The organism is Neopararhizobium haloflavum, from assembly GCF_002750855.1.
Classification (GTDB): Bacteria; Pseudomonadota; Alphaproteobacteria; order Rhizobiales; family Rhizobiaceae; genus Georhizobium; species Georhizobium haloflavum.
In genome coordinates, this window is sequence record NZ_NWUC01000001.1 from 325,853 (window position 1) to 347,414 (window position 21,562).

Below are 21,562 nucleotides of genomic sequence, written 5' to 3' on the forward strand. Positions count from 1 at the left end.
CCATGAATTGTCTTCACGCATCCATTCACGACGTTGAAGAAAAAGCGTGGAGGCGTTCATCCACAGAAATTTTTCTGAGCCCAGATTGCTGATAGCGCAGCGAAAATCCGGTGCCGGGCCACATCGTCGTGGTTGCATGACACGAGAGCGCGGCACGTGCGGCGCGTCGCTCGAAAATGCAACACGAGCGTCATCCGCATGCATGTGAATGCGCGGCGAACAACGGGGGCGCGGCTCGTGCGCGCTGATCCGGGGCAGGGAGAACATCCTGAAAATTCGAGACAAAATGCATTTCGAAAAGATGGCAACCGCAGTCTAGAATAATTCTAAACTATTGATTTCAATGCGCTAAGCGAGGGACATTTTGACAAAGTTGAATTCCCGTATCATATAAATGGGCAATCGGCCGAATGAGATCGGCTCATTGTTGTGGAGTTCGTCTTGGCGTTTTCCGATGTCCGGCAATCATCCTGCACCCACCGCCTGGAGCGCGGCGTCGACGCCGCTGGAGGTGTGCGATGATCGTGTGCCACTGCAATTACATCAGCCAGAAAGATATCGAGGAGACCATCGTCGCGCTCCTCGATGAGGACCGTTGGCAGCTCATCGTGCCGGCGAAAGTCTACCATGCGCTTTCCAAACGCGGTAAATGTTGCGGATGTTTCCCCAATGTGGTGGAGACCATCAAACGGGTGAGCGAAGCCTATCACACCCGCAACACACCCAGCGCAGACGTCATTCCATTCCTGGAGCGGCTGAATGCGCTGCTCGATCAGTATGGAAGGACGAGGCATCATGAAGGGCGACGAACGGGTCATAGAGCGACTGAACAAGGCGCTGTTCCTGGAACTGGGAGCGGTGAACCAGTACTGGCTCCACTACAGGCTTCTCGATGACTGGGGTTACGGCCGCCTCGCCAAGAAAGAGCGCGAGGAGTCGATCGAAGAGATGCATCATGCCGATCGCATCATCGAGCGCATCATCTTCCTCGAGGGCCATCCCAACCTGCAGACGGTAGCACCGCTGCGCATCGGCCAGGACGTCAAGGAAGTCCTGGAATCGGATCTCGCCGGTGAATACGACGCCCGCACGTCCTACAAGGAGTCGCGCGACATCTGCCGCGACTGTGGCGACTACGTCACCATGGATCTTTTCGAGGATCTCTTGAAGGACGAGGAAGGCCACATCGACTTCCTTGAAACGCAACTCGAACTGCTCGGGAAAATCGGTGAGGAGCGCTATGGGCTTCTCAACGCCCTGCCGGCCAACGAAGTCGAGTAATCCACGATCTGGCGGCCTCGCCGCCGTTCCAAATCCGCACGGGAAGGAAGGCGGCGGCAGCGCCGCCTTCCAGGCGCGCCCCGCGTCGTACATCCAAATCCATCAAGGTCGCTGTATGCGTTGGCAATGCCTTAACGCTACTTTCCGTTAGGGGTGCGTGACGGCTATTCGCCTCCAATTCCGCTTGGCGAAATGCATTCCGCATTCTATACAACCGGAACGAGAGAAGGTTGGAGGAGGGGCCATGGAAACGAACTACGAACCGCAGGTGTACGGCAGCGGATCGGCAGCCTCGCAGCGGTTGGCCCCCCAGGATCGCGTTGCCCTTTTGAACGAGTGGCGGGACGCCCTCGTCATAATCGTCGCCGACAATCCCGATGCGGTCGAGACGCAGAAGACGATCGAGGCCATCGATCAGCAGATCGCGGAAATTTCTTCAAAAAAAATCTAGTCGACCTGGAACCGATTGCGCGGTCGCCCGTTTAAGGCCTGTAGCGTTCACAACGACGGGTTCTTTCCCCACCCCCCGAAACACCCTGTCCGGCGCTATTAATTGCCTTGATGCCCGCCCCGAACCTCAAGGCAACTCATAAAAACCGGCTCTCCCCCAGAGCCGGTTTTTTATTGCCTGCATTTCGTGTTCTCGCCGGTCAGGCGACTTGCCGGTCGGGTCCTTCGTTCTTTGGCCGGGCAGTCTCGGGCGCAGCAATGCCGACAGGCCCGCTCTGGCGCACAAAGGAATCGAGCTGCGACTGGGGCATCGGCCGTCCGAAGAAATAGCCCTGCACTTCCTTGCAGCCCTGGGCATTCAGGAATTCCAGATGTTCCTCGGTCTCGACGCCCTCGGCGAGGACCGGGATATCGAGGCTTGCGCCGAGGATGATCGTCGCGCGGACGATCGCGGCGGATTGCGGGCTCGAAATGACGCCGTCGACGAACGAGCGGTCGATCTTGATCTTGTCGAAGGGGAAGTTCTTCAGCGTGGCCAGCGACGAATATCCCGTGCCGTAATCGTCCATCGCAATGCGCACGCCAAGCGCCTTCAACTGGCGGACGATATGAAGTGCGTGGGCCTGGTCGGCGATGATGCCCGACTCGGTGATCTCCAGCTCGAGGCGCGACGCCTCCAGCCCGGAATTGAGCAGCGCTTCATGGACGATGGTCGGCAGATTGTTCTGCGCCAACTGAAGCGGCGCGACGTTGACGGCGACGCGGAACGGATCCTGCCAGGTCGCAGCTTCGTTGCACGCCTCGCGGATCACCCATTCGCCGATATCGCAGATGAGCCCGCTCTGCTCGGCGATGGGAATGAACTCGACCGGAGAGACCAGCCCGCGCTCGGCATGGTTCCAGCGCAACAGCGCCTCGAACCCGACGAGACGGCGGGACGCGGTGTCGTTCTGGGCCTGATAATAGAGTTCCAGCTCGTTGCGGGCGATGGCCTGGCGCAGGTCGAACGCCAGCGCGCTCTTGGAGCGATTGCTCTCGTCCATCGACACATCATAAAAGCAGATGCGCTGCCCTTCGGCCTCCTTGGCGCGGTACATCGCCAGATCGGCGCGTGTCAGCAGCATGTCGACGGCGCGGCCGTCCGTCGGGAAGAGCGAGATACCGATGCTGGCGCCGACGGACAGCGGATTGCGCTTGTATTCGAAGGATTGCTCGACGACTTCGATGATACGCTCGGCGAAGGCGCGGGCCTGCGACTTGGTCTGAATGTCGGGCTTGATGGCCACGAACTCGTCGCCGCCGATGCGGGTGACGACCTCTCCATCCCGGAGCGATGCTGCAAGTCGGCGTCCCAGTTCACGAAGAAGGGCATCGCCGGCGGTGTGGCCGTGCACGTCGTTGATCTGCTTGAAGCGGTTGAGGTCGAAGGCGACGATGGCGAGGCGGGTGGCTGGATCAAGCACGCCGCGGGTCATGGAATCGAGTGTCGTGGTCAGGTAGGTGCGGTTGGGCAGGCCGGTCAACGGGTCGTGCATGGCCAGGTGGCGATAGCGCTGGATCGCTTCGTTCTGGTTTTCACTGTCGATGAAGTGAACGGCAGCGCCGGCTGCCAGGATGAGAAGCATGATGGAGACGACTCCCGTCATCATCACGCCCTGCGGCAAGACGAGTTCGGGCATCTGGGACGAGGCGTCGGGAACAACGGTCATCGCGCCCATCCCGGTAAAATGGACGGCGCAGATCGCCAGCAAAAGAGATGCGGTGCTGCCGTGGCGGCAATAGCGTGTGTGCGGACGGGCCAGGCGATTCATCGCCAACGCCCCGAACGCCGCGCCCAATATGGCGGAAGCGACCACGAAGCTGCGATCCCACTCGACCGTTCCCTGCAAGTCATAGGCCGCCATGCCGATGTAGTGCACGGTGGCGATCGACAGGCCGATCAGCGCCCCTCCGACCTCGACGAACATGCTTTCCCGTGCGAGTGCGCTGACCAGCATTGCGATGAAGATGCAGGCGACCGCCGCGACCAGCGAAAAATAGGTCAATTGTGCGTCGAACCCATAGGGCACTGATGGCAGGTAGCCGATCATCGCGGTGAAATGGGTCGTCCAGATCGTGCCACCTGCAAGCAGGCTGGTGAGGAAGAGCCAGGCGATGCGTCTGCCACCGCTCGAGCGGCGCACCCGGCTGAAAAGCCGAATGGTGAGGTAGCAGCCGGTCGTGCAGATCAGGACCGCGACGGCCAGGAAACGCGGGTCGTGTTCGTAAACCAGGCACGACAGAATTGTCATCATGATGGCTAAGCCCTCCAGAGAGGATCTGCATAGCCGACCAAATCCAAATAAATCTGAAAGACGCAGCGAGAATTGATCACAATGCGAGATTTCTTTCCGTTTGTGCACGGACGGAAACTTCGGGCTGCTCGGACGTTTGGCCTTCACACTGCCTGATTGGCGCTTCAGCAAGCCTTCGATATGATGCGCGATCAAACTGCCTTCCCGCCATTGCCGAGTGCCCGCCTCATGATCAAAACCATCAAGACGACACCTTATGACGACCAGAAGCCGGGAACCTCCGGGCTGAGAAAGAAGGTGCCGGTTTTTCAGCAGCCCAATTACGTCGAGAACTTCCTGCAATCGATCTTCGATGTGCAGGACAAGCGGGATGGCCGGGCGCTGGTGATCGGCGGCGACGGGCGCTACTACAACGAGACCGTTATCCAGACCGCAATCCGCATGGCGGTGGCGAACGGGTTCTCCAAGCTGCTCATCGGCCGGAACGGTATTCTGTCGACACCGGCGGCATCGCATCTCATCCGCAAGAACGGGGCGCTCGGCGGTATCGTGCTTTCGGCCAGCCACAATCCTGGCGGGCCGAACGAGGATTTCGGAATCAAGTACAATGGCGAGAACGGGGGGCCGGCGTTCGAGAGCGTGACTGAGGCCATCTACCGGCGCAGCAAGGAAATCGACAGCTATCGCATCGCGGAGACGCCCGATGTCGACATATCCAGCCTAGGAAGCTGCTCTGTTGGCCCTTGCGAGGTCAGGATCGTCGATCCGGTTACCGACTACGCCAATCTCATGGAGACGCTGGTCGATTTCGCGGCCATCCGCACCCTGTTGAAGTCCGGCTCGCGCATGGTGTTCGATGCGATGCATGCGGTCACCGGACCTTATGCGGAAGAGATCTTCGTTCGCCGCCTTGGGGCCGACCCGGAGGCAATGATGCATACGAAGCCGTTGCCGGACTTCGGGGGGCACCATCCCGACCCCAACATGGTCCATGCAAAAACGCTCTTCGACATGATGATGCGCGATGACGGCCCCGATTTCGGCGCTGCATCCGACGGCGACGGCGATCGCAACCTGATCCTCGGCCGGAACTTCTTCGTCACGCCATCCGATTCTCTGGCGATGATCGCTGCAAACGCGCATCTGGCGCCGGGCTATCGCAAGGGCATCAAGGGCATCGCCCGGTCCATGCCGACAAGCCAGGCAGCCGATCGGGTCGCGGAGAAACGCGGCATCGCCATGCATGAGACGCCGACGGGCTGGAAGTTCTTCGGCAACCTCCTCGATGCCGCCAAGGTGACCATATGCGGAGAGGAGAGCGCTGGCACCGGCTCCGACCATGTGCGGGAAAAGGATGGCCTGTGGGCGGTCCTGATGTGGCTGAACATTCTGGCCGTTCGTCGCCAGAGCGTTGCGCAGATCGCCGTCGAGCACTGGGCCGAATTCGGCCGCAACTATTATTCGCGCCACGACTACGAGGGCATCGACGTCGAGGTTGCGGAAGATCTGATGGAGGCCCTGCGCGCGCGCCTGCCCAACCTGGCCGGAACCCGCTTCGGGTCGGTTATCGTCGAGCGGGCCGACGATTTCGCCTATGACGATCCGATCGATGGGTCGCGAAGCGAGCGGCAAGGGATCCGGATCTTCATGGAGGGCGGCTCGCGCATCGTCTATCGGCTGTCAGGGACGGGAACCAGCGGCGCGACGCTGCGGGTCTATCTGGAACGCTTCGAGCCGGATGTGGCGAAACACGACCTCGATCCCCAGGACGCGTTGACCGATCTCATCAGAGCCGCGGATGAAATCGCCGGCATTTCGTCCAGAACCGGACGCAAGGGGCCGACGGTCGTCACCTGAGGCCGGAAAAGCCCACAATCCCAAAGCTGTCATTGCAACTCATGTTTTCCTGTAGCATGGGTTTGGAGGCGAACAAATGCGAGTCGCAGTCTGGAATTATTCTAATTAAGCCTTTATGTAGGGTGGACCCGATTTAAGGATTTGGATCTTCAAGATGCGCCTGACCAAACAGACCAATTACGCTATCCGGATGCTGATGTACTGCGCAGCGGCCGACCGTGGCAGGTTGAGCCGGGTGCAGGAGATCGCCGCCGCCTACGGTGTTTCCGAGCTTTTTCTTTTCAAGATTCTCCAGCCTCTGGTCGAAGCCGGTCTCATGGAAACCGTTCGTGGACGCAAGGGCGGGGTGCGCCTGGCCAAGGCACCGTCCGAGATCACGCTCTACGAAGTGGTGCGCACGACCGAGGACAGTTTCGCGATGGCGGAATGTTTCGAGAACGACGCGGCAGAATGCCCGCTGATCGACTCGTGCTCGCTGAATGCCGCTCTCTACAAGGCCTTGAACGCTTTCTTCGCGGTGCTTCAGGACTACACCATAGCCGACCTTGTGGAGAATCGGCCGCAGATGCGTTCGCTGCTCGGCTTGATGGAAGCCGAGGGTATCGGCGCCGTTCAATAGGCCGAAGGCGTCAGTTCGCCGCCGCCTGTTTTGATTTCAGACCGCCCGGCTCGAGGTGCCGGTTCAGGAAAATGTCGCCGATCGTCTGGAGCACGCGATAGACGCTGTCGGAGGCGATCGAATAATAGATCGTCTGTGCGTCACGACGGGTCGCCACCAATTTCCGTGCCCGCAGCTTCGCCAGATGTTGCGACAGCGCCGACTGGCTGAGACCGACGGTTTCCGCGAGTTGCCCGACCGGCATCTCGCCGTCAACGAGATTGCACAAAATCAGCAGCCGTTTGGAATTCGACATTGCGGACAGCAGGTCGGCTGCTTCGTCCGATTTGCCTTTCAGCGCCTCGGCATCCTCGATCAGCTCGGAGGAGGGCCGTTCGGCCGCGTTGTTGGATTCTGTTCTCGTGCTCATCATGACGCAATAACGGCTAGCAACAGGGCAGGGTTCCCGTCACGCAATGAGACATTCGAATTTAATTGATTGCTCTTGCGCGCTTTGCCATTGCGACGAGGATGCCGCGCAATTGCCCAGCCGAGGCAAGCGGGGCATCGAACTCAACCCGGTGCAACCGGTCGCCGCTGGCGATCTCGAACCCGCATGCGTCGATCCCCGTCATGTGCCAGGAGCCTGAGGCTTCGCCTGCAAAGGCCTTTGCGTAGGCGGCGATGGCATCGCCGTGTTCGCCATTCATATGCGCGATGGCGTCACCTTCCATCTGTGCCAATTCACGACTGGCGGGACTGTCGATCAGAAGATCGTCCGCGGTCAGGCGATAGGCCCGGCCGAACCCCCCGTTTAGACTGGCCGCAAGTGGTGAGAGGCGAATGAAACGGAAATCGGGAAAATCGACGTAGAGTTCCGCCTTCGGATGGCGGGCAAGGAAGCGCTTTCGGATCGCGCCGTAGTCCGGTGCGTCGGGCGGGATCGTTCCGGCGCGGCACTGAACCGTCAGGCGGGGATGGGCAAGCGGGTCGCCTTTGCCGGGCTCTCCCACCAGCAACGAGGCGCGGGGGTCAGCCTTGAGCGCGTTCGTGTGACCGGAAAGCTGCGATACGAGGATGACCGGCGCTCCGCAAGGGTCGGTCGCAATGAGTGCGCGCGAGACGGACGGATATCCATTTTCCGGTTCGATGACGCCAAGCGCTCCGTACGGTGCGCCGCGCAGCAGGCGGCGCGCCAGCGACAGCGCTTCGGCATCGGTCTCCCGGATCACGCCGGTTCGGGACGCTTCGGCTGGTGGGGACTTTTCTTGCGGCACCGGTCTCTCCTCGTTTGCCGTGGAGCGCCAGCATAGCGCGGTGCTCAGATCTGTTGAAAGCGCTGCGTGGGTCTTCAAACAGGCAAGGGAATTGGCGACAAGCCCATTACCCGGCTGCGCATCTCACGGAGGATTTCATGGCAAAGCTCTATTTCAGCTACGCATCGATGAATGCAGGCAAATCGACGGTGCTCCTCCAGGCGTCCTACAATTATCGCGAACGCGGCATGCGCACGCTGCTGCTCACCGCCGCCCTCGACGATCGCGCCGGTTCCGGTCGCATCGCATCGCGCATCGGGCTCGCCGAAGATGCCACCCCTTTCACGGAGGGCGATGACCTTTTTGCATTCGTGAAGGCGGAACATGCGAAGGGCGCCGTTGCCTGTGTCTTCGTCGATGAAGCTCAATTCCTCACCGAGCGACAGGTGTGGCAACTGGCACGCGTGGCCGACGATCTTTCGATACCGGTCATGTCCTATGGGCTGAGGACGGACTTCCAGGGAAATCTCTTCCCCGGCTCCCGCGCTCTATTGGCGATTGCCGACGAACTGCGTGAAATCCGGACGATATGTTCCTGCGGACGCAAGGCGACGATGGTGGTGCGGATGGATGGAACGGGTGAGCCGGTGCGGGAAGGGGCTCAGATCGATATCGGCGGCAACGACAAGTACGTCTCGTACTGCCGGCGGCATTGGCTGGAACTGATGGGCTCGCGCCTCTAGCGAGGGCCTTTCGTCCATATCCGTCTTTGGTACGGACGGTACTATAGGCCGGTTTCTCTGCCTGTGTCCTTGCCCTTAATTGTCTGCGACCAGTCAAGCGCCGGCGCGCCGGCCTTCAGGGAGAGAGACAGGATCATGGTCCAGCGCATTGTTCTTGCAGCCTTGTCCGCTGCCGTATTCGCTACCCCAGTCATGGCGCAGGATGCCGCGGCGGGCAAAGCAGCGTTTCGACAATGTCAGGCCTGCCACGTCGTCGATGCGGAGACCAACCGGGTCGGTCCACACCTCGTCGACATCGTCGGGCGGCCTGTCGCATCGGTCGAAGGGTTTGAATATTCGGAGGCGATGCAAGCGTTCGGCGAAGGCGACAAGGTATGGGACGAGGCAGCTCTGAAAGAATTTCTCGCCAATCCCCGCAGCGTGGTGGAAGGAACGCGCATGGCCTTTGCCGGGATCAAGGATGAGACGCGTCTGAGCGACCTGATCGCCTATCTGACGGACCCGTCGGCGGCCGAATAGTCCGCAGCATTCGCCCTGTCCTCGGCGCAGGAATTGCGCTAGCTCTGACCGGTCCGGAAGATTTGGCGGAGCGTAAATGGCGGACCGGGATGAAGGAACGGCGGATGCGCTGAATGCGCTCCGCTCGGCAATCCATGACGTGCGAGTGGCTTCACAGCACGTTTCGACGCAGCTTGGGGCACTCCTTGATGGCGATGCGGACGACGATGTGGCCGGCGCGCCGATTCATGATGGCCAGCGTGCATCGGATGCCGTCGAAGACCTGGCGGTCAAACTCGTGCCGATCCTGTCCGGGGTCGGCGCTTTCGGCTCGCAGTCCGATGACCCGGCGCCGAAACGTTCGCGCCGCCGGTTCAGACGGACACCGCCCGAATCGCAGATCAGCGACCTCGACAGGCTGCACATCGCTTCCGCTCTGGTGGAGAACCTGGCGACCCATCGCGGCGCGGTGCTGCTCGATGTCGAACAACTGGAAGACAAGCTTGCCGCATTGAATGATCGCTACGGTTCGATCCTGCGCGACCTTGACGCCGCAAGGGCGCGTCACGCCGATCTCGGCTTGAGGCGGCTCGATCTCGACCAGACCGACGAGTACGCCGAGTTGGAAGCGATCGACGCGACGATCGCCAATCTTCAGCAAAGCGAGATGACGCTGGTCAAGCGGCGGGAGCACCTGGATGCCCGCCTCGGCCCCCATGAGGCCTATCTCCAGAGGCTCGTGCGACACGTTGCGGCACTGCAGGTGCTGATCAACAAGCTGCGGGTCGATATAGAACGCGGGACGCTCGGGCTTGACGCGCCGGGGGATGAGGAGCGACCAGCGGCCGGCTACCTCGCCGCGACCATCGATCTCAAGGCTGATGGACTGCTGAGTTTCGACGATGTCGAACGGCGCAGGCAATTGGCGGATTCAGCCTACGCCGCCCGCTTCGGCGGTCCGCTCCCAGCCGGCGAGCCTGTGGACGGCTGACACCGCCTAAAGTTTTGCCGCTGGCGAGCTGCATGAGCTTTTGGACTGATTTGATGCCTCGGCCAGTTCAAAGTCGCGCGCAAAAGCCGACAAATGGACAAAAAGCATTCTCTGAATTTGTTATCGTCGCGGCACCCATCTTCGTTCCGGAGCATAGATATGACGATCCAGACCAATGTGACGCAACCGCGGTTCTCGGCGCCCTATGCGGGCGACGACGATCGGCTGATGCGGGCATTTCTTGGCCGTATCGCGTTGGACGGCGCCGCGGACAAGGCAGTCGATGAACGGGCGGGGCGCCTGATCAAGGCCATCCGCGACAATGCGGGGTCCATGGGCGGCGTTGAAGATTTCCTGCGCGAATACGGGCTTTCCACACGCGAGGGGCTGGCGTTGATGGTCCTGGCCGAGGCGCTGTTGCGGGTGCCCGACGCGGCCACGCAGGACAAGCTGATCGAGGACAAGCTGCGTGAGGGCCATTGGAGCGAACACGAATCGACGGACGGAAAGGGCGATACCTGGTTCGTTTCCGCCTCAGCCTGGGCGCTCGGCCTATCGGCGCGCGTGATCCGTCCGGGCGAAACGCCCGAAGGCGTGATGCAGGGTCTCGTGCGCCGTCTCGGCATGCCGACCGTGCGTACAGCGACAAGGCAGGCCATGCGCTTTCTCGGACATCACTTCGTCCTTGGCGAAACGATCGAGGAGGCGCTTTCCCGTGCGGCAAAGAACGAAGCCAAGGGCTATCGCCACTCCTTCGACATGCTTGGCGAGGGCGCGCGCACCCATGACGACGCGAAACGCTATTTCAAATCCTATTCCGATGCGATCGCGGCAATCGGGAAAGCGCAGACGAAGACCGGCAAGCGCGCACTGCCCGACACGATGGGTATCTCGGTGAAGCTTTCCGCGCTGCATCCGCGATATCTCGCCACGCATCGTGAGGCGGTGCTGAGCGAACTGGTCCCCGACGTACTCAAACTCGCTCAGCAAGCAAAGACGTTCGATCTCAACTTCACCATCGATGCGGAAGAGGCCGACCGCCTGGAACTGTCGCTCGACGTGATCGCGGCCGTTTTCTCCGATCCTTCGCTTGAGGGGTGGGATGGTTTCGGCCTTGCCATCCAAGCCTACCAGAAGCGTGCCCCGCAGGTGATCGCCTTCATCGACGAGCTTTGCCAGTCGCTGGGCCGGCGCATGATGGTGCGGCTCGTCAAGGGCGCTTACTGGGATACCGAGATCAAGCGGGCGCAGGAACGCGGACTTGCCGATTATCCCGTCTTCACGCGAAAGCCGGCAACGGACATCTGCTACCTTGCCTGCGCACGCGACATGCTGGAGCGGCGCCAACGCATCTATCCGCAATTTGCGACGCACAACGCACTGACGATCTCCACGATCCTGGAAATGGCTGGGTCGGATCGCTCCGGGTTCGAATTCCAGCGGCTCCACGGCATGGGTGAGGCCGTCTATTCCGAACTTGCCAGGAGCAACGACCGCGTGCCCTGCCGGATCTATGCGCCGGTGGGCGGATACCGCGATCTCTTGGCCTATCTCGTCAGACGGCTCCTGGAGAACGGGGCCAACTCGTCTTTCGTCACAGTCGCCGGCGACAACAAGGTGCCGATCGCGGAACTCCTGCGACGTCCTCAGGACCATCTGTCGCTGGACGAAGGCAAGTCGGCCCGGCATGCCGCGATCGCCCTGCCGCATGCGATCTATGGCGACCGCCGCAACAGCGCCGGGATCGAGCTTGGATGCGAGGAGTCCCTGAACGGTCTCTTGAGCGGGATGCGCAGCCATACGGCTCCTGTCGATGCGGCGCCGCTGGTGCCGGGCCTGAAGGTCTCGGGTACGGCACAATCCGTCATATCGCCTGTCGATCATTCACGGACGGTCGGCACGGTGCTTTTCGCATCGGAGGCGGATGTCGATCCGGCGATGGCTGCGGCGCGAAAAGGATTTGTGCGTTGGTCACGAATGCCGGCCGATGCGCGCGCCGCCATCATCGAAAAGGCGGCAGACCTGATGGAGGAGGACCGCGACCGATTGATGTCGCTGTTGTCGCGCGAAGCCGGCAAGACGCTGGACGACGGCATCGCCGAGATTCGAGAGGCCGTCGATTTTTGCCGTTACTATGCAGGGCGGGCCCGCGACCTTTTCGGCGCGATGCGCGAAATGCCCGGCCCGACGGGTGAAGACGATCATTATGGCTGGCGCGGGCGCGGTGTCTTCGGCTGCATCAGTCCGTGGAATTTCCCCCTCGCCATCTTCATGGGGCAGGTGACCGCCGCTCTGGCGGCTGGCAACAGCGTGATCGCCAAACCGGCGGAACAGACGCCGTTGATCGCATATGAGGCCGTGCGCCTGCTGCATCGCGCCGGCGTGCCGGCCGATGTGCTTGTCTATCTGCCGGGCGCCGGCGATGTCGGCGCCGCCCTGACACGGCACGCCGCGCTTGCCGGTGTGGCCTTCACAGGGTCGACCGAAACGGCCCGTGTGATCAATCGCACGCTGGCCGAGAAGGACGGGCCGATCGTGCCCTTCATCGCCGAAACGGGCGGCCTCAACGCGATGATCGTCGATGCGACGGCGCTTCCCGAGCAGGTGACCGACGATGTCGTCATGTCGGCGTTCCGCTCTGCCGGACAACGCTGTTCCGCCCTGAGGCTGCTCTATGTGCAGGACGATGTCGCCGATCGTATGCTGGAGATGATCGAGGGCGCCGCCAAGGCCCTCAACATCGGTGACCCCGCCGATCCCTCCACAGATATCGGGCCTGTGATCGATGAGGACCAACTCGCCATGTTGCAGGCCCACATCGACAAGAGCGGCGCCAGCCAGACAGTGCGGTATGCTGGCAAGCCAATGACCGGTGGCACCTATTTTGCGCCGCATATCGTCGAACTGGACCGTGCCGAGGCTTTGGACAGGGAGATTTTCGGACCCGTGCTGCATGTCGTCCGGTGGAAGGCGGGGAAGCTTGATGTGGTTCTCGACAAGATTGCATCGACCGGCTACGGCCTCACGCTCGGGGTGCATTCGCGGATCGACTCGACGGTCAGCCAGGTCGTCGACCGTCTCGATGTCGGCAACATCTACGTCAACCGCAACATGATCGGCGCGGTCGTCGGGACGCAACCCTTCGGCGGTTCAGGTCTGTCGGGCACAGGCTTCAAGGCGGGCGGCCCGAACTATCTGACGCGGTTTGCGCAGGAACAGGTCGTCTCCGTGAACACGGCGGCCGCGGGTGGCAATGCCAGCCTGATCGCGATGGGTGATGGCTGAAGGGCAGGGGCTGAAGATCGGCTCCAACACGCAGAAGCCGCCCCATGGGGCGGCTTCGCAGTCGCGGTTCTGATCGGACGATCAGCCTTCGATAATGTAGACGACTTCAAGGGTCGTGGGATCGACGATCGCGATGCGGCCATCATCGAGCGCGAAATACTGATAGGTTTCGTACTCGGGGACCACCTCGATGATCGTCGGCGGGAGAGGTGCCAGCGTCACGGTGTTCGGAACGACGACGCCCGTCGCGACATCGAAGTCGACAACGACCGGCTCAGGTGCGGTCTCGACAAAGATCTGACGAATCTCGGTTTCCTGATCGGCGGTGATATCGAAGGTCCCGGACGTGCCATCAATGTCAGAATCAACGCCGATGTCGGTGTCGCTCGGCGTATCGATCTGACCGTCGTCGGTGTCTTCACCAGGTCCGGCGTCGGTCTGCGGATCGTCGGACGTGCCCGGAGGTGTGCTCATGCCACCTTCCGTGCCGGTATCCGCACCGGCATCGGTCCCGGCGTCTGCATCCGCACCGGCATCCGCACCTGCATCGGCATCTGCGCCAGCGTCGGCTCCACCAGCGTCCGTGCCACCGGCATCCGCTCCGCCAGCATCTGCGCCACCAGCATCCGAGCTTGATTCAGATCCGCCGGAGCTACCATCACTGCCGCTGTCCTGGGCGTAGACGGGTGCGATTGCGAAAGTGCCAGCCATGAGGCTCGCCGCGAGCAGTTTGTGAAGCTTCTTGTTCATTATTGTTATCCTTTCGTTTGGGCACGTCCCTTCGCCCCGGAAAACACGTGACAGCCGTTGAGGTTCCGCCCGTTCTTTTTCAGTTTGCATATGGCGCTGGGACAATGCGTGATGTCGCATGACGCCAAGGCGTGCGTCGTTTCTCGCTTACAGTGGCAAGCGATGGACAACGAGAACCAATAGGGTCGGGAGGACCAATGACGGCCAACGGATCGGACATCGCCATCGCGCGTGCGGCGAAAAAGCTTCCCATTGCGGAGATCGGGGCGCGGCTCGACATTCCGCACGAGCATCTCATTCCATACGGTCACGACAAGGCCAAGGTCGCCGCGCCGTTCATCGAGGGGCTCAATGGGCGAAAGGACGGGCGGCTGATCCTCGTCACCGCGATCAATCCGACGCCGGCCGGGGAGGGCAAGACAACGACGACGGTCGGCCTCGGCGACGGGCTGAACCGCATCGGCAAGCGGGCGATGATCTGCATCCGGGAGGCATCGCTCGGCCCATGCTTCGGGATGAAGGGCGGGGCGGCCGGCGGCGGCCATGCGCAGGTCGTGCCGATGGACGACATCAATCTTCACTTCACAGGCGATTTCCACGCCATCACCTCGGCGCACAATCTGCTGGCCGCGCTCATCGACAACCACATCTACTGGGGCAATGCGCAGGGTATCGACCAGCGCCGCGTCGCCTGGCGCCGCGTCATGGACATGAACGACCGCGCCCTGCGCGAGATCGTCTGCTCGCTGGGCGGGACGGCGAACGGTTTTCCGCGCGAATCCGGTTTCGACATAACCGTCGCATCCGAGATCATGGCAATCCTTTGCCTGGCGCGCGACCTTGCCGATCTGGAGCGTCGGATCGGCGACATCATCATTGCGTATCGCCGTGACAAGACGCCGGTGCATGCCCGCGACATCAATGCGGATGGGGCGATGACCGTGCTGCTCAAGGACGCAATGCAGCCGAATCTCGTGCAGACGCTGGAAAACAATCCCGCCTTCGTGCACGGCGGCCCTTTCGCCAACATCGCACATGGGTGCAACTCGGTCATCGCTACGAAAACGGCGCTCAAGCTGGCTGACTATGTGGTCACGGAAGCTGGGTTCGGTGCCGATCTCGGGGCCGAGAAATTCTTCGACATCAAATGCCGGAAGGCAGGGCTCAAGCCGGCTGTCGCCGTCATCGTCGCGACGGTTCGCGCGATGAAGATGAATGGCGGTGTCGCGAAAGGCGATCTGGGCCGCGAAAACGTCGAAGCGGTGCGCAAGGGGTGCGCCAACCTCGGGCGGCACATCGAAAACGTCAAACAGTTCGGCGTGCCGGCGATCGTGGCCATCAACCATTTCGCGACCGACACCGAAGCCGAACTCGACGCTATGAAGGACTATGTCGCGTCCTATGGAGAGGAGGCGGTCATCTGCCGGCACTGGGCCCACGGATCGCGAGGCATCGAGGACCTGGCGGAAAAGGTTGCGGCGCTGGCGGACGCGGGGATCGCCCAGTTCTCGCCGCTCTATCCGGACGACATGAAGCTCTTCGACAAGATCACGACGATCGTGCAGCGCATCTATCGCGGTTCCGAAGCGATTGCCGACAAGAGCGTGCGCGATCAACTTCACCAGTGGGAAGCGCAGGGCTACGGCAATCTTCCCGTCTGCATGGCGAAGACTCAGTATTCGTTTTCGACCGATCCCAATCTGCGAGGCGCGCCGACCGGCCATACCGTGCCGATCCGCGAAGTGCGCCTTTCGGCCGGTGCGGGGTTCGTCGTTGCCATCGCCGGATCGATCATGACGATGCCGGGCCTGCCGCAAGCACCTTCCGCAGAAACGATCAGGTTGAATGCATCAGGAGAAATCGAGGGCCTTTTCTAGAGGACGGGCCATCGCAGACACGACCACGGGTTGCGTCCGGCTCGGTTGCCCGCCACTCTTGCCGGTGCGTGTGGGCCTTTCGTCCACGTCGCCAACACGCGGCTCGGGCTGTCGAATGGGGTCTTGCCGGCCGCGACGATCCGCCTAGGTGGATTAGAAGCGAGAGGGAGCAAGGCTTTGGATGAACTGGCGCACAAGCTCGGATTGCGAACCGATCCGATCATCTTCTTCGTATCGGCCGCATTCATGCTGGTCTTCCTTCTGGCTCTGGTCATCGCTCCCGAAGCGATCGGCAATGCGTTCGAGGCCGGCCGCACCTGGGTGGTGACCAATCTGGGTTGGTTCTTCATCCTAGGCGTCAATGTCTGGCTGTTCTTTCTGCTCTGGGTGGCCATCAGCCGCTATGGCGCCATCCGGCTCGGCGGCCAGGATGCCAAGCCCGCCTATGACAACCTGTCCTGGTTCACCATGCTGTTTGCCGGCGGGATCGGCACGATCTTGATGTTCTGGGGCGTTGCCGAGCCGATCTATCACTTCTCCAGCCCGCCCCATGCCGATGTCACGCCGTTCTCCGTGGAGGCGGCGGAAGAGGCGATGGGCTTCTCGCTCTATCATCTCGGCCTGCATACCTGGACGATTTTCACGTTGCCGGGTCTGGCGTTTGCCTACTTCATCTATCGCTACAATCTGCCGGTCCGGGTCAGTTCCGTCTTCTACCCGATATTGAAGGAGCGCATTCACGGGCCGATCGGCAAGACGATCGACATATTCGCGCTTCTTGGGACGCTATTCGGTGTCGCGGTTTCCATCGGTCTCGGCACGCAGCAGATCAATGCGGGTCTCAGCGAATTGTTCGGCGTACCCGACAATGTCGTCACCAAGGTCGCGATCATCGTCGTCCTGACATCGGTCGCGACAGCCTCGATCGTCGCCGGGCTCGACAAGGGCGTGAAGCTGCTGTCGAACATCAATATCGCCATGGCGACGGGTCTGATGCTGTTCGTGCTCTTCACCGGCTCGACGATCTTCCTGCTGCGCGGGATCATTGAGACGCTGGGCATCTACATCGAGAACATCATCCCCATGGCGTTCTGGAACGACATGATGGCGCAATACACCAGCGAAGGCGGCAGCTGGGGCTGGCAAGCGGACTGGACCGTGTTCTACTGGGCCTGGACCGTGACCTGGTCGCCGTTCATCGGCATTTTCGTCGCGCGGATTTCGAAAGGACGCACGATCCGCGAATTCGTGCTGGGCGTGCTCTTCGCGCCTTCGCTCTTCACCCTCGTCTGGTTCGCCATCTTCGGGTGGTCGGCGATGGAGATCGACGGCATCGGCCAGGCCGCGCGTGACGCATTGGGCGCCGAGGCCGGCCAGATGACGGCGGCGGTCGAGGAGAGCGTGCCGCTTGCGATGTTCGCATTCTTCGAGCACTTCCCGTTCACGACGCTCATCCAGGGGCTGGCGATCGTCATCGTGGCGATCTTCTTCGCCACCTCCTCGGATTCAGCTTCGCTCGTCGTCGACATGTTGTGCACGGGCGATGCCGAGCCAGGCCCGACGCGCCAGCGAGTCTTCTGGGGCGTTTCGGAAGGCGCGGTCGCCGTCATGCTCATTGTCCTGGCCGGCGAGGCTGGACTGACAGCGCTGCAGCAGGTCATCACCGTGATCGGGCTGCCGATCTTCATCATGGTCTTTGCCATGGTCTTCGCGCTGATGAAGGGGCTTGCGAGCGAGGACGTCAGCGAGGTGGAGGTTGGCGCACCGCCGAAGCTCAAGGAGCTATGACGGAGCGCCGCGACGCTACGGTGCCTGACAGAGCCGGAAACCGCCGTTGCGTTGGGCGATGTCAAGGTGCAGGTGGTCGTCGTGATAGGGGTCGGATCCGGGGCCGAGCACCGTGGTGAAATAGAGGCAGGCGCCTGAGCCCACGGCCTTCTGGAACGCCTCCGCGGCGTCTCCGTCCCCTTCCTTCGGAGAGACGGCAATGGTCGTGCCGTCCTCGAACGCAAAGCTCATGATGTCGACCGCATTGCCTTTCGCGTGCTCGGAAATCTTGGCGTCCTCGATATTGTTGCGAGAGCGGCAGACATAGGTGGAGCCATGGTTGAGCGCGGTGACTGGGCCGAGATCGAGAGCGGCGGCGGCCGGCAACACCTCCTTCTTCACCCAGCGCGCGAGGTTGAGCGCCACCTCGCAGCGCATTTGCGTCTCGGGCTCAAGCTCAATGTCAGGCAGGATCTGCGAAACGGTGAAGGGTGCCGCGACGCCGCAGCCTGCCTCGTCGCTGCCATTCGGCAGGATCGGATCGCCGCGCTCGAACGTTGCGCCGAGACCGCGAAGCGCTGCGCGGCACACGCGAAGCGCCGCCGCGTCTTCCTCGGGTGGAGGAGATACGGTCTCGCTCTCATCGTCGTCGCCGCCTGAGGCATCACTCTGCGACGCCTTGGCCGTATCGTCGCTTTCACTGGTTGAAGCTTCGCCCGCCTCGTCATCCCCTGCAGCTTCTTTCTCGGCCGGCTCTTCAGGCTGGTCGGACGGCGGGTCGGGACGTTCGGCGGGAACGGGGGCTTCTTCTGGGACTGGAGGACGTGCTTCCTGAGCCGAGGGCGGTGTCGAGGAGAGACAAAGGCTCGTGCCGGCCATGCACGCCAGCACGGCGCAGCGAAAAAACCGTGACCCACGAGCAACTGGATTTTTCAGCATGATTCCCCTCTTTGCCGCAGGAGACCGTGGCGCGGCTCCGGTGTCACTTCACGAACGACGTGCCCGCGCGACATGGTGTGAAACGAATGCGCCTGAGGCCGGAGGGTTCCTCCGAAAGAGGAGATTGTTCGCCGCCGGCCGGCCTGTAGACTGTCCATGCATTGGGGCAGGACATCCTTCGGGGGTTTCGATGCGGGGAATTTCCTACTGGTTCTTCCTGTCGGCCGCACTTTACGTCGCCGCCGGAATGATCTTCGGGCTTTATATGGCGATCAGCCACGATCACACGCTGTCGCCGGCTCATGGCCACCTCAATCTCGTCGGTTGGGTGACGATGGCGATATTCGGTATCTTTTATCATCTGGTGCCGCATGCGGCTCAAGGGATGCTTCCCCGTGTGCATTTCGTGCTGGCAACGGTGGGACTGTGGCTGATGGTGCCGGGCATCGCCCTTGCAATCCGCGGAACCACGGAAGCCTTGGCGGCGCTCGGCTCGATCGCAACCTTCGTCTCCATGGTCCTTTTCCTCGTCGTCGTCGTCCGCAGCCATCGTCGCGTCGTGTGAGGGCGGCCGAATTCGGTTGCGCCGCCTGAGGATCGCGGCTAATGAAATCTGCATGATGACGGCACGCAACAGCAACAATTGGTGGTGGGCTCGCTAAGGCGGCCGCGACCAGTCGTGCGTGACTGAAAGACCGAAGCCGCCCTGGAGGATCTCCCGGCGGCTTTTTTGTTCCAGCCCGCGCGGGACGCGACATGGGCCAGAACGAAGAGGGTGACAATCGATGGCGACCACGATGCTTGCGGACGGCTCGGAGCAGTTCGAAACCGAGGGCGGTGTGACGGTGACGCGCGCGCGCAGGCCGATCAGCTACGACGACGCGATCGACAGCTATATCGACCGACTGGACGAGCGGCGCGGCGCGGTGTTTTCCTCCAATTACGAGTATCCGGGCCGCTATACGCGCTGGGATACGGCTATCGTCGATCCGCCGCTCGGCATCACGTCGAAAGGGCGAGAGATCACGATCGAGGCCTATAACGGGCGGGGCGAGGCGCTTCTTGCGGTGGTTGCCGCGCATCTGAAAGGCCAGCCCGAGATTTCGCTGCATCCGCTTGAGTCGCGAAGACTGCCGATCACGGTCGACATGCCGTCGCGAAGCTTTACCGAAGAGGAACGCTCGCGCGCGCCGACCGTCTTCACCGTGATCCGCTCGATCGTCGATCTTTTCCGCTCGGACCAGGACGGCAATCTCGGCCTTTACGGCGCATTCGGATACGATCTGGCGTTTCAGTTCGACCCGGTTCCCCTCAAGCTCGACCGGCCGGCGGACCAGCGCGACGTCGTGCTGTTCCTCGCCGATGAGATTCTCGTCGTCGACCACTATTCCGCAAAAGCCTGGGTCGACCGCTACGACTTCGAAAAGGCAGGCGTTACGACAAAGGGGCAGGACGGGGCAATCGAGGCCGAGCCATTTTGCCCATCCGACGTGGTGCCGGAGCGCTGCGACCATCAGCCGGGCGAGTATGCGGAACTGGTGCGCAAGGCCAAGGAAAGCTTTCGCCGCGGCGATCTTTTCGAGGTGGTGCCCGGACAGATGTTCAAGGAACGCTGCCAATCGAACCCGTCGGCGATCTCCAGGCGCCTCAAGGCGATCAACCCGTCACCCTATTCCTTCTTCATCAATCTCGGCGATCAGGAATATCTGATCGGCGCCTCGCCGGAAATGTTCGTCCGGGTCAATGGCAGGCGGGTCGAGACATGCCCGATCTCGGGAACCATCAAGCGCGGCGACGATGCAATCTCCGACTCCGAACAGATCCTCAAGCTTTTGAACTCGAAGAAGGACGAGTCGGAGCTGACGATGTGTTCCGATGTCGACCGCAACGACAAGTCTCGCGTGTGCGAGCCCGGCTCGGTCAAGGTGATCGGCCGTCGTCAGATCGAGATGTATTCGCGGCTCATTCATACGGTCGATCATATCGAGGGGCGGCTTCGCGATGGCATGGACGCGTTCGATGCGTTCTTGAGCCATGCCTGGGCCGTGACGGTGACCGGTGCGCCGAAGCTGTGGGCCATGCGGTTCATCGAGAATCACGAGAAGAGCCCGCGCGCCTGGTACGGCGGAGCGATCGGGATGGTGAACTTCAATGGCGACATGAACACCGGCCTGACGCTGAGGACGATCCGCATCAAGGATGGCGTGGCGGAAGTGCGCGCCGGTGCCACCCTGCTTTATGACAGCGTGCCGGAAGAAGAGGAGGCGGAGACCGAACTGAAGGCATCGGCCATGATCTCGGCCATTCGTGATGCCGGCGCGGGCAAGACGCCACAGGACAGGCAGGAGACCGACAAAGTCGGAGCCGGTCTTTCCATCCTGCTGGTCGATCATGAGGACAGTTTCGTCCATACGCTGGCCAATTACTTCCGCCAGACCGGTGCCGAAGTGACCACGGTGCGTTCGCCGGTCGCGGACGATCTCCTGGAGCGGCTCGACCCTGATCTCGTGGTCCTGTCACCCGGCCCCGGAAGCCCGAAGGATTTCGATTGCAAGGCGACGATCAAGCGGGTGCGGGCGCGCGCAATCCCGATGTTCGGCGTCTGTCTCGGGCTTCAGGCGCTGGCAGAGGCCTATGGCGGAGAGTTGCGCCAGTTGGCCCTGCCGATGCATGGCAAACCCTCGCGCATCCGGATCGTCGATCCGGGGACGGTTTTCTCCGGACTTCCCTTCGAGGTAACTGTTGGTCGCTACCACTCAATCTTCGCCGATGCGGCCAGCCTGCCTGCCGATTTCACGATCACGGCCGAAAGCGAGGACGGAACCATCATGGGCATAGAACATGCCCGCGAGCCCGTCGCGGCCGTTCAATTCCATCCAGAATCGATCATGAGCCTTGGCGGCGACGTCGGTATGAAAATGATCGAGAATGTCGTCGCGCATCTGTCGCGCCGTCGCAAGGTTGAGGCGGCTTGAG

Annotated in this window: 17 protein-coding genes and 1 pseudogene; 13 read left to right on the plus strand and 5 right to left on the minus strand. The window is 61.7% G+C overall.

The annotated features are described in order from the left end of the window. Positions 1 to 518 precede the first annotated feature (518 nt). From CN673_RS21235 to CN673_RS01695, 3 genes and pseudogenes are all read left to right on the plus strand, one after another. Positions 519 to 824 (plus strand): annotated as a pseudogene (locus CN673_RS21235) ((2Fe-2S)-binding protein); the annotation flags it as partial. Further along, positions 796 to 1,281, plus strand: a complete 486-nt coding sequence (gene bfr / locus CN673_RS01690; RefSeq protein ID WP_099864418.1) for a bacterioferritin — start codon at positions 796 to 798, stop codon at positions 1,279 to 1,281. The pseudogene CN673_RS21235 and the gene bfr, both read left to right, overlap by 29 nt. Before the next feature lie 244 nt (positions 1,282 to 1,525). Further along, entirely contained in the window at positions 1,526 to 1,732 is a 207-nt protein-coding gene (locus CN673_RS01695; RefSeq protein WP_099864420.1) for a hypothetical protein, read from the plus strand. Positions 1,733 to 1,931: 199 nt separating this feature from the next. Here the strand turns inward: CN673_RS01695 and CN673_RS01700 are convergent, their stop codons facing one another. Beyond that, the gene (locus tag CN673_RS01700; protein ID WP_099864422.1) at positions 1,932 to 4,025 is read right to left on the minus strand and encodes a putative bifunctional diguanylate cyclase/phosphodiesterase; all 2,094 of its coding nucleotides are present in this window, start codon (positions 4,023 to 4,025) and stop codon (positions 1,932 to 1,934) included. A gap of 228 nt (positions 4,026 to 4,253) precedes the next feature. Here CN673_RS01700 and CN673_RS01705 point away from each other — a divergent pair, with 228 nt between their 5' ends. Both CN673_RS01705 and rirA read left to right on the plus strand, forming a co-directional pair. Continuing rightward, positions 4,254 to 5,882: an alpha-D-glucose phosphate-specific phosphoglucomutase gene (locus CN673_RS01705; protein WP_099864989.1), complete on the plus strand. Its 1,629-nt coding sequence runs from the start codon at positions 4,254 to 4,256 to the stop codon at positions 5,880 to 5,882. Positions 5,883 to 6,036: 154 nt separating this feature from the next. Next, entirely contained in the window at positions 6,037 to 6,501 is a 465-nt protein-coding gene (gene rirA, locus CN673_RS01710; RefSeq protein ID WP_099864424.1) for an iron-responsive transcriptional regulator RirA, read from the plus strand. Between the two features lie 10 nt (positions 6,502 to 6,511). On the opposite strand, the gene CN673_RS01715 is transcribed toward rirA, so the two are convergent. Together CN673_RS01715 and CN673_RS01720 are read right to left on the minus strand one after the other, a co-directional pair. Next, entirely contained in the window at positions 6,512 to 6,910 is a 399-nt protein-coding gene (locus CN673_RS01715; protein WP_099864990.1) for an ArsR/SmtB family transcription factor, read from the minus strand. Between the two features lie 61 nt (positions 6,911 to 6,971). Then, the gene (locus CN673_RS01720; protein ID WP_245409736.1) at positions 6,972 to 7,757 is read right to left on the minus strand and encodes a HugZ family pyridoxamine 5'-phosphate oxidase; all 786 of its coding nucleotides are present in this window, start codon (positions 7,755 to 7,757) and stop codon (positions 6,972 to 6,974) included. Between the two features lie 137 nt (positions 7,758 to 7,894). On the opposite strand from CN673_RS01720, the gene CN673_RS01725 reads away from it, so the two are divergent. The 4 genes from CN673_RS01725 (at position 7,895) to putA (ending at position 13,253) form a co-directional block, all read left to right on the plus strand. Beyond that, entirely contained in the window at positions 7,895 to 8,479 is a 585-nt protein-coding gene (locus CN673_RS01725; RefSeq protein ID WP_099864427.1) for a thymidine kinase, read from the plus strand. Between the two features lie 135 nt (positions 8,480 to 8,614). Next, entirely contained in the window at positions 8,615 to 8,998 is a 384-nt protein-coding gene (locus CN673_RS01730) for a c-type cytochrome (RefSeq protein WP_099864429.1), read from the plus strand. A gap of 76 nt (positions 8,999 to 9,074) precedes the next feature. Continuing rightward, positions 9,075 to 9,968 (plus strand): hypothetical protein, encoded by an 894-nt coding sequence (locus CN673_RS01735; protein ID WP_099864431.1) that lies wholly within the window; start codon positions 9,075 to 9,077, stop codon positions 9,966 to 9,968. Positions 9,969 to 10,127: 159 nt separating this feature from the next. Then, positions 10,128 to 13,253, plus strand: a complete 3,126-nt coding sequence (gene putA / locus CN673_RS01740; RefSeq protein ID WP_099864433.1) for a bifunctional proline dehydrogenase/L-glutamate gamma-semialdehyde dehydrogenase PutA — start codon at positions 10,128 to 10,130, stop codon at positions 13,251 to 13,253. 81 nt (positions 13,254 to 13,334) lie between these two features. Here the strand turns inward: putA and CN673_RS20780 are convergent, their stop codons facing one another. Then, positions 13,335 to 14,003 carry a DUF1236 domain-containing protein gene (locus tag CN673_RS20780; protein ID WP_157928758.1) on the minus strand — a complete coding sequence of 223 codons (669 nt, stop codon included), beginning with the start codon at positions 14,001 to 14,003 and terminating at the stop codon, positions 13,335 to 13,337. A 197-nt stretch (positions 14,004 to 14,200) separates the two neighbouring features. Here CN673_RS20780 and CN673_RS01755 point away from each other — a divergent pair, with 197 nt between their 5' ends. Beyond that, positions 14,201 to 15,880 carry a formate--tetrahydrofolate ligase gene (locus CN673_RS01755; protein WP_099864438.1) on the plus strand — a complete coding sequence of 560 codons (1,680 nt, stop codon included), beginning with the start codon at positions 14,201 to 14,203 and terminating at the stop codon, positions 15,878 to 15,880. 177 nt (positions 15,881 to 16,057) lie between these two features. After that, positions 16,058 to 17,668 (plus strand): BCCT family transporter, encoded by a 1,611-nt coding sequence (locus CN673_RS01760; protein WP_099864440.1) that lies wholly within the window; start codon positions 16,058 to 16,060, stop codon positions 17,666 to 17,668. Between the two features lie 15 nt (positions 17,669 to 17,683). On the opposite strand, the gene CN673_RS01765 is transcribed toward CN673_RS01760, so the two are convergent. Next, positions 17,684 to 18,586, minus strand: a complete 903-nt coding sequence (locus tag CN673_RS01765; protein WP_099864443.1) for an extensin-like domain-containing protein — start codon at positions 18,584 to 18,586, stop codon at positions 17,684 to 17,686. Between the two features lie 190 nt (positions 18,587 to 18,776). On the opposite strand from CN673_RS01765, the gene CN673_RS01770 reads away from it, so the two are divergent. Next, the gene (locus CN673_RS01770) at positions 18,777 to 19,151 is read left to right on the plus strand and encodes a hypothetical protein (RefSeq protein WP_099864445.1); all 375 of its coding nucleotides are present in this window, start codon (positions 18,777 to 18,779) and stop codon (positions 19,149 to 19,151) included. Positions 19,152 to 19,371: 220 nt separating this feature from the next. Next, the gene (locus CN673_RS01775) at positions 19,372 to 21,561 is read left to right on the plus strand and encodes an anthranilate synthase (protein ID WP_099864447.1); all 2,190 of its coding nucleotides are present in this window, start codon (positions 19,372 to 19,374) and stop codon (positions 21,559 to 21,561) included. Position 21,562: the final 1 nt, after the last annotated feature.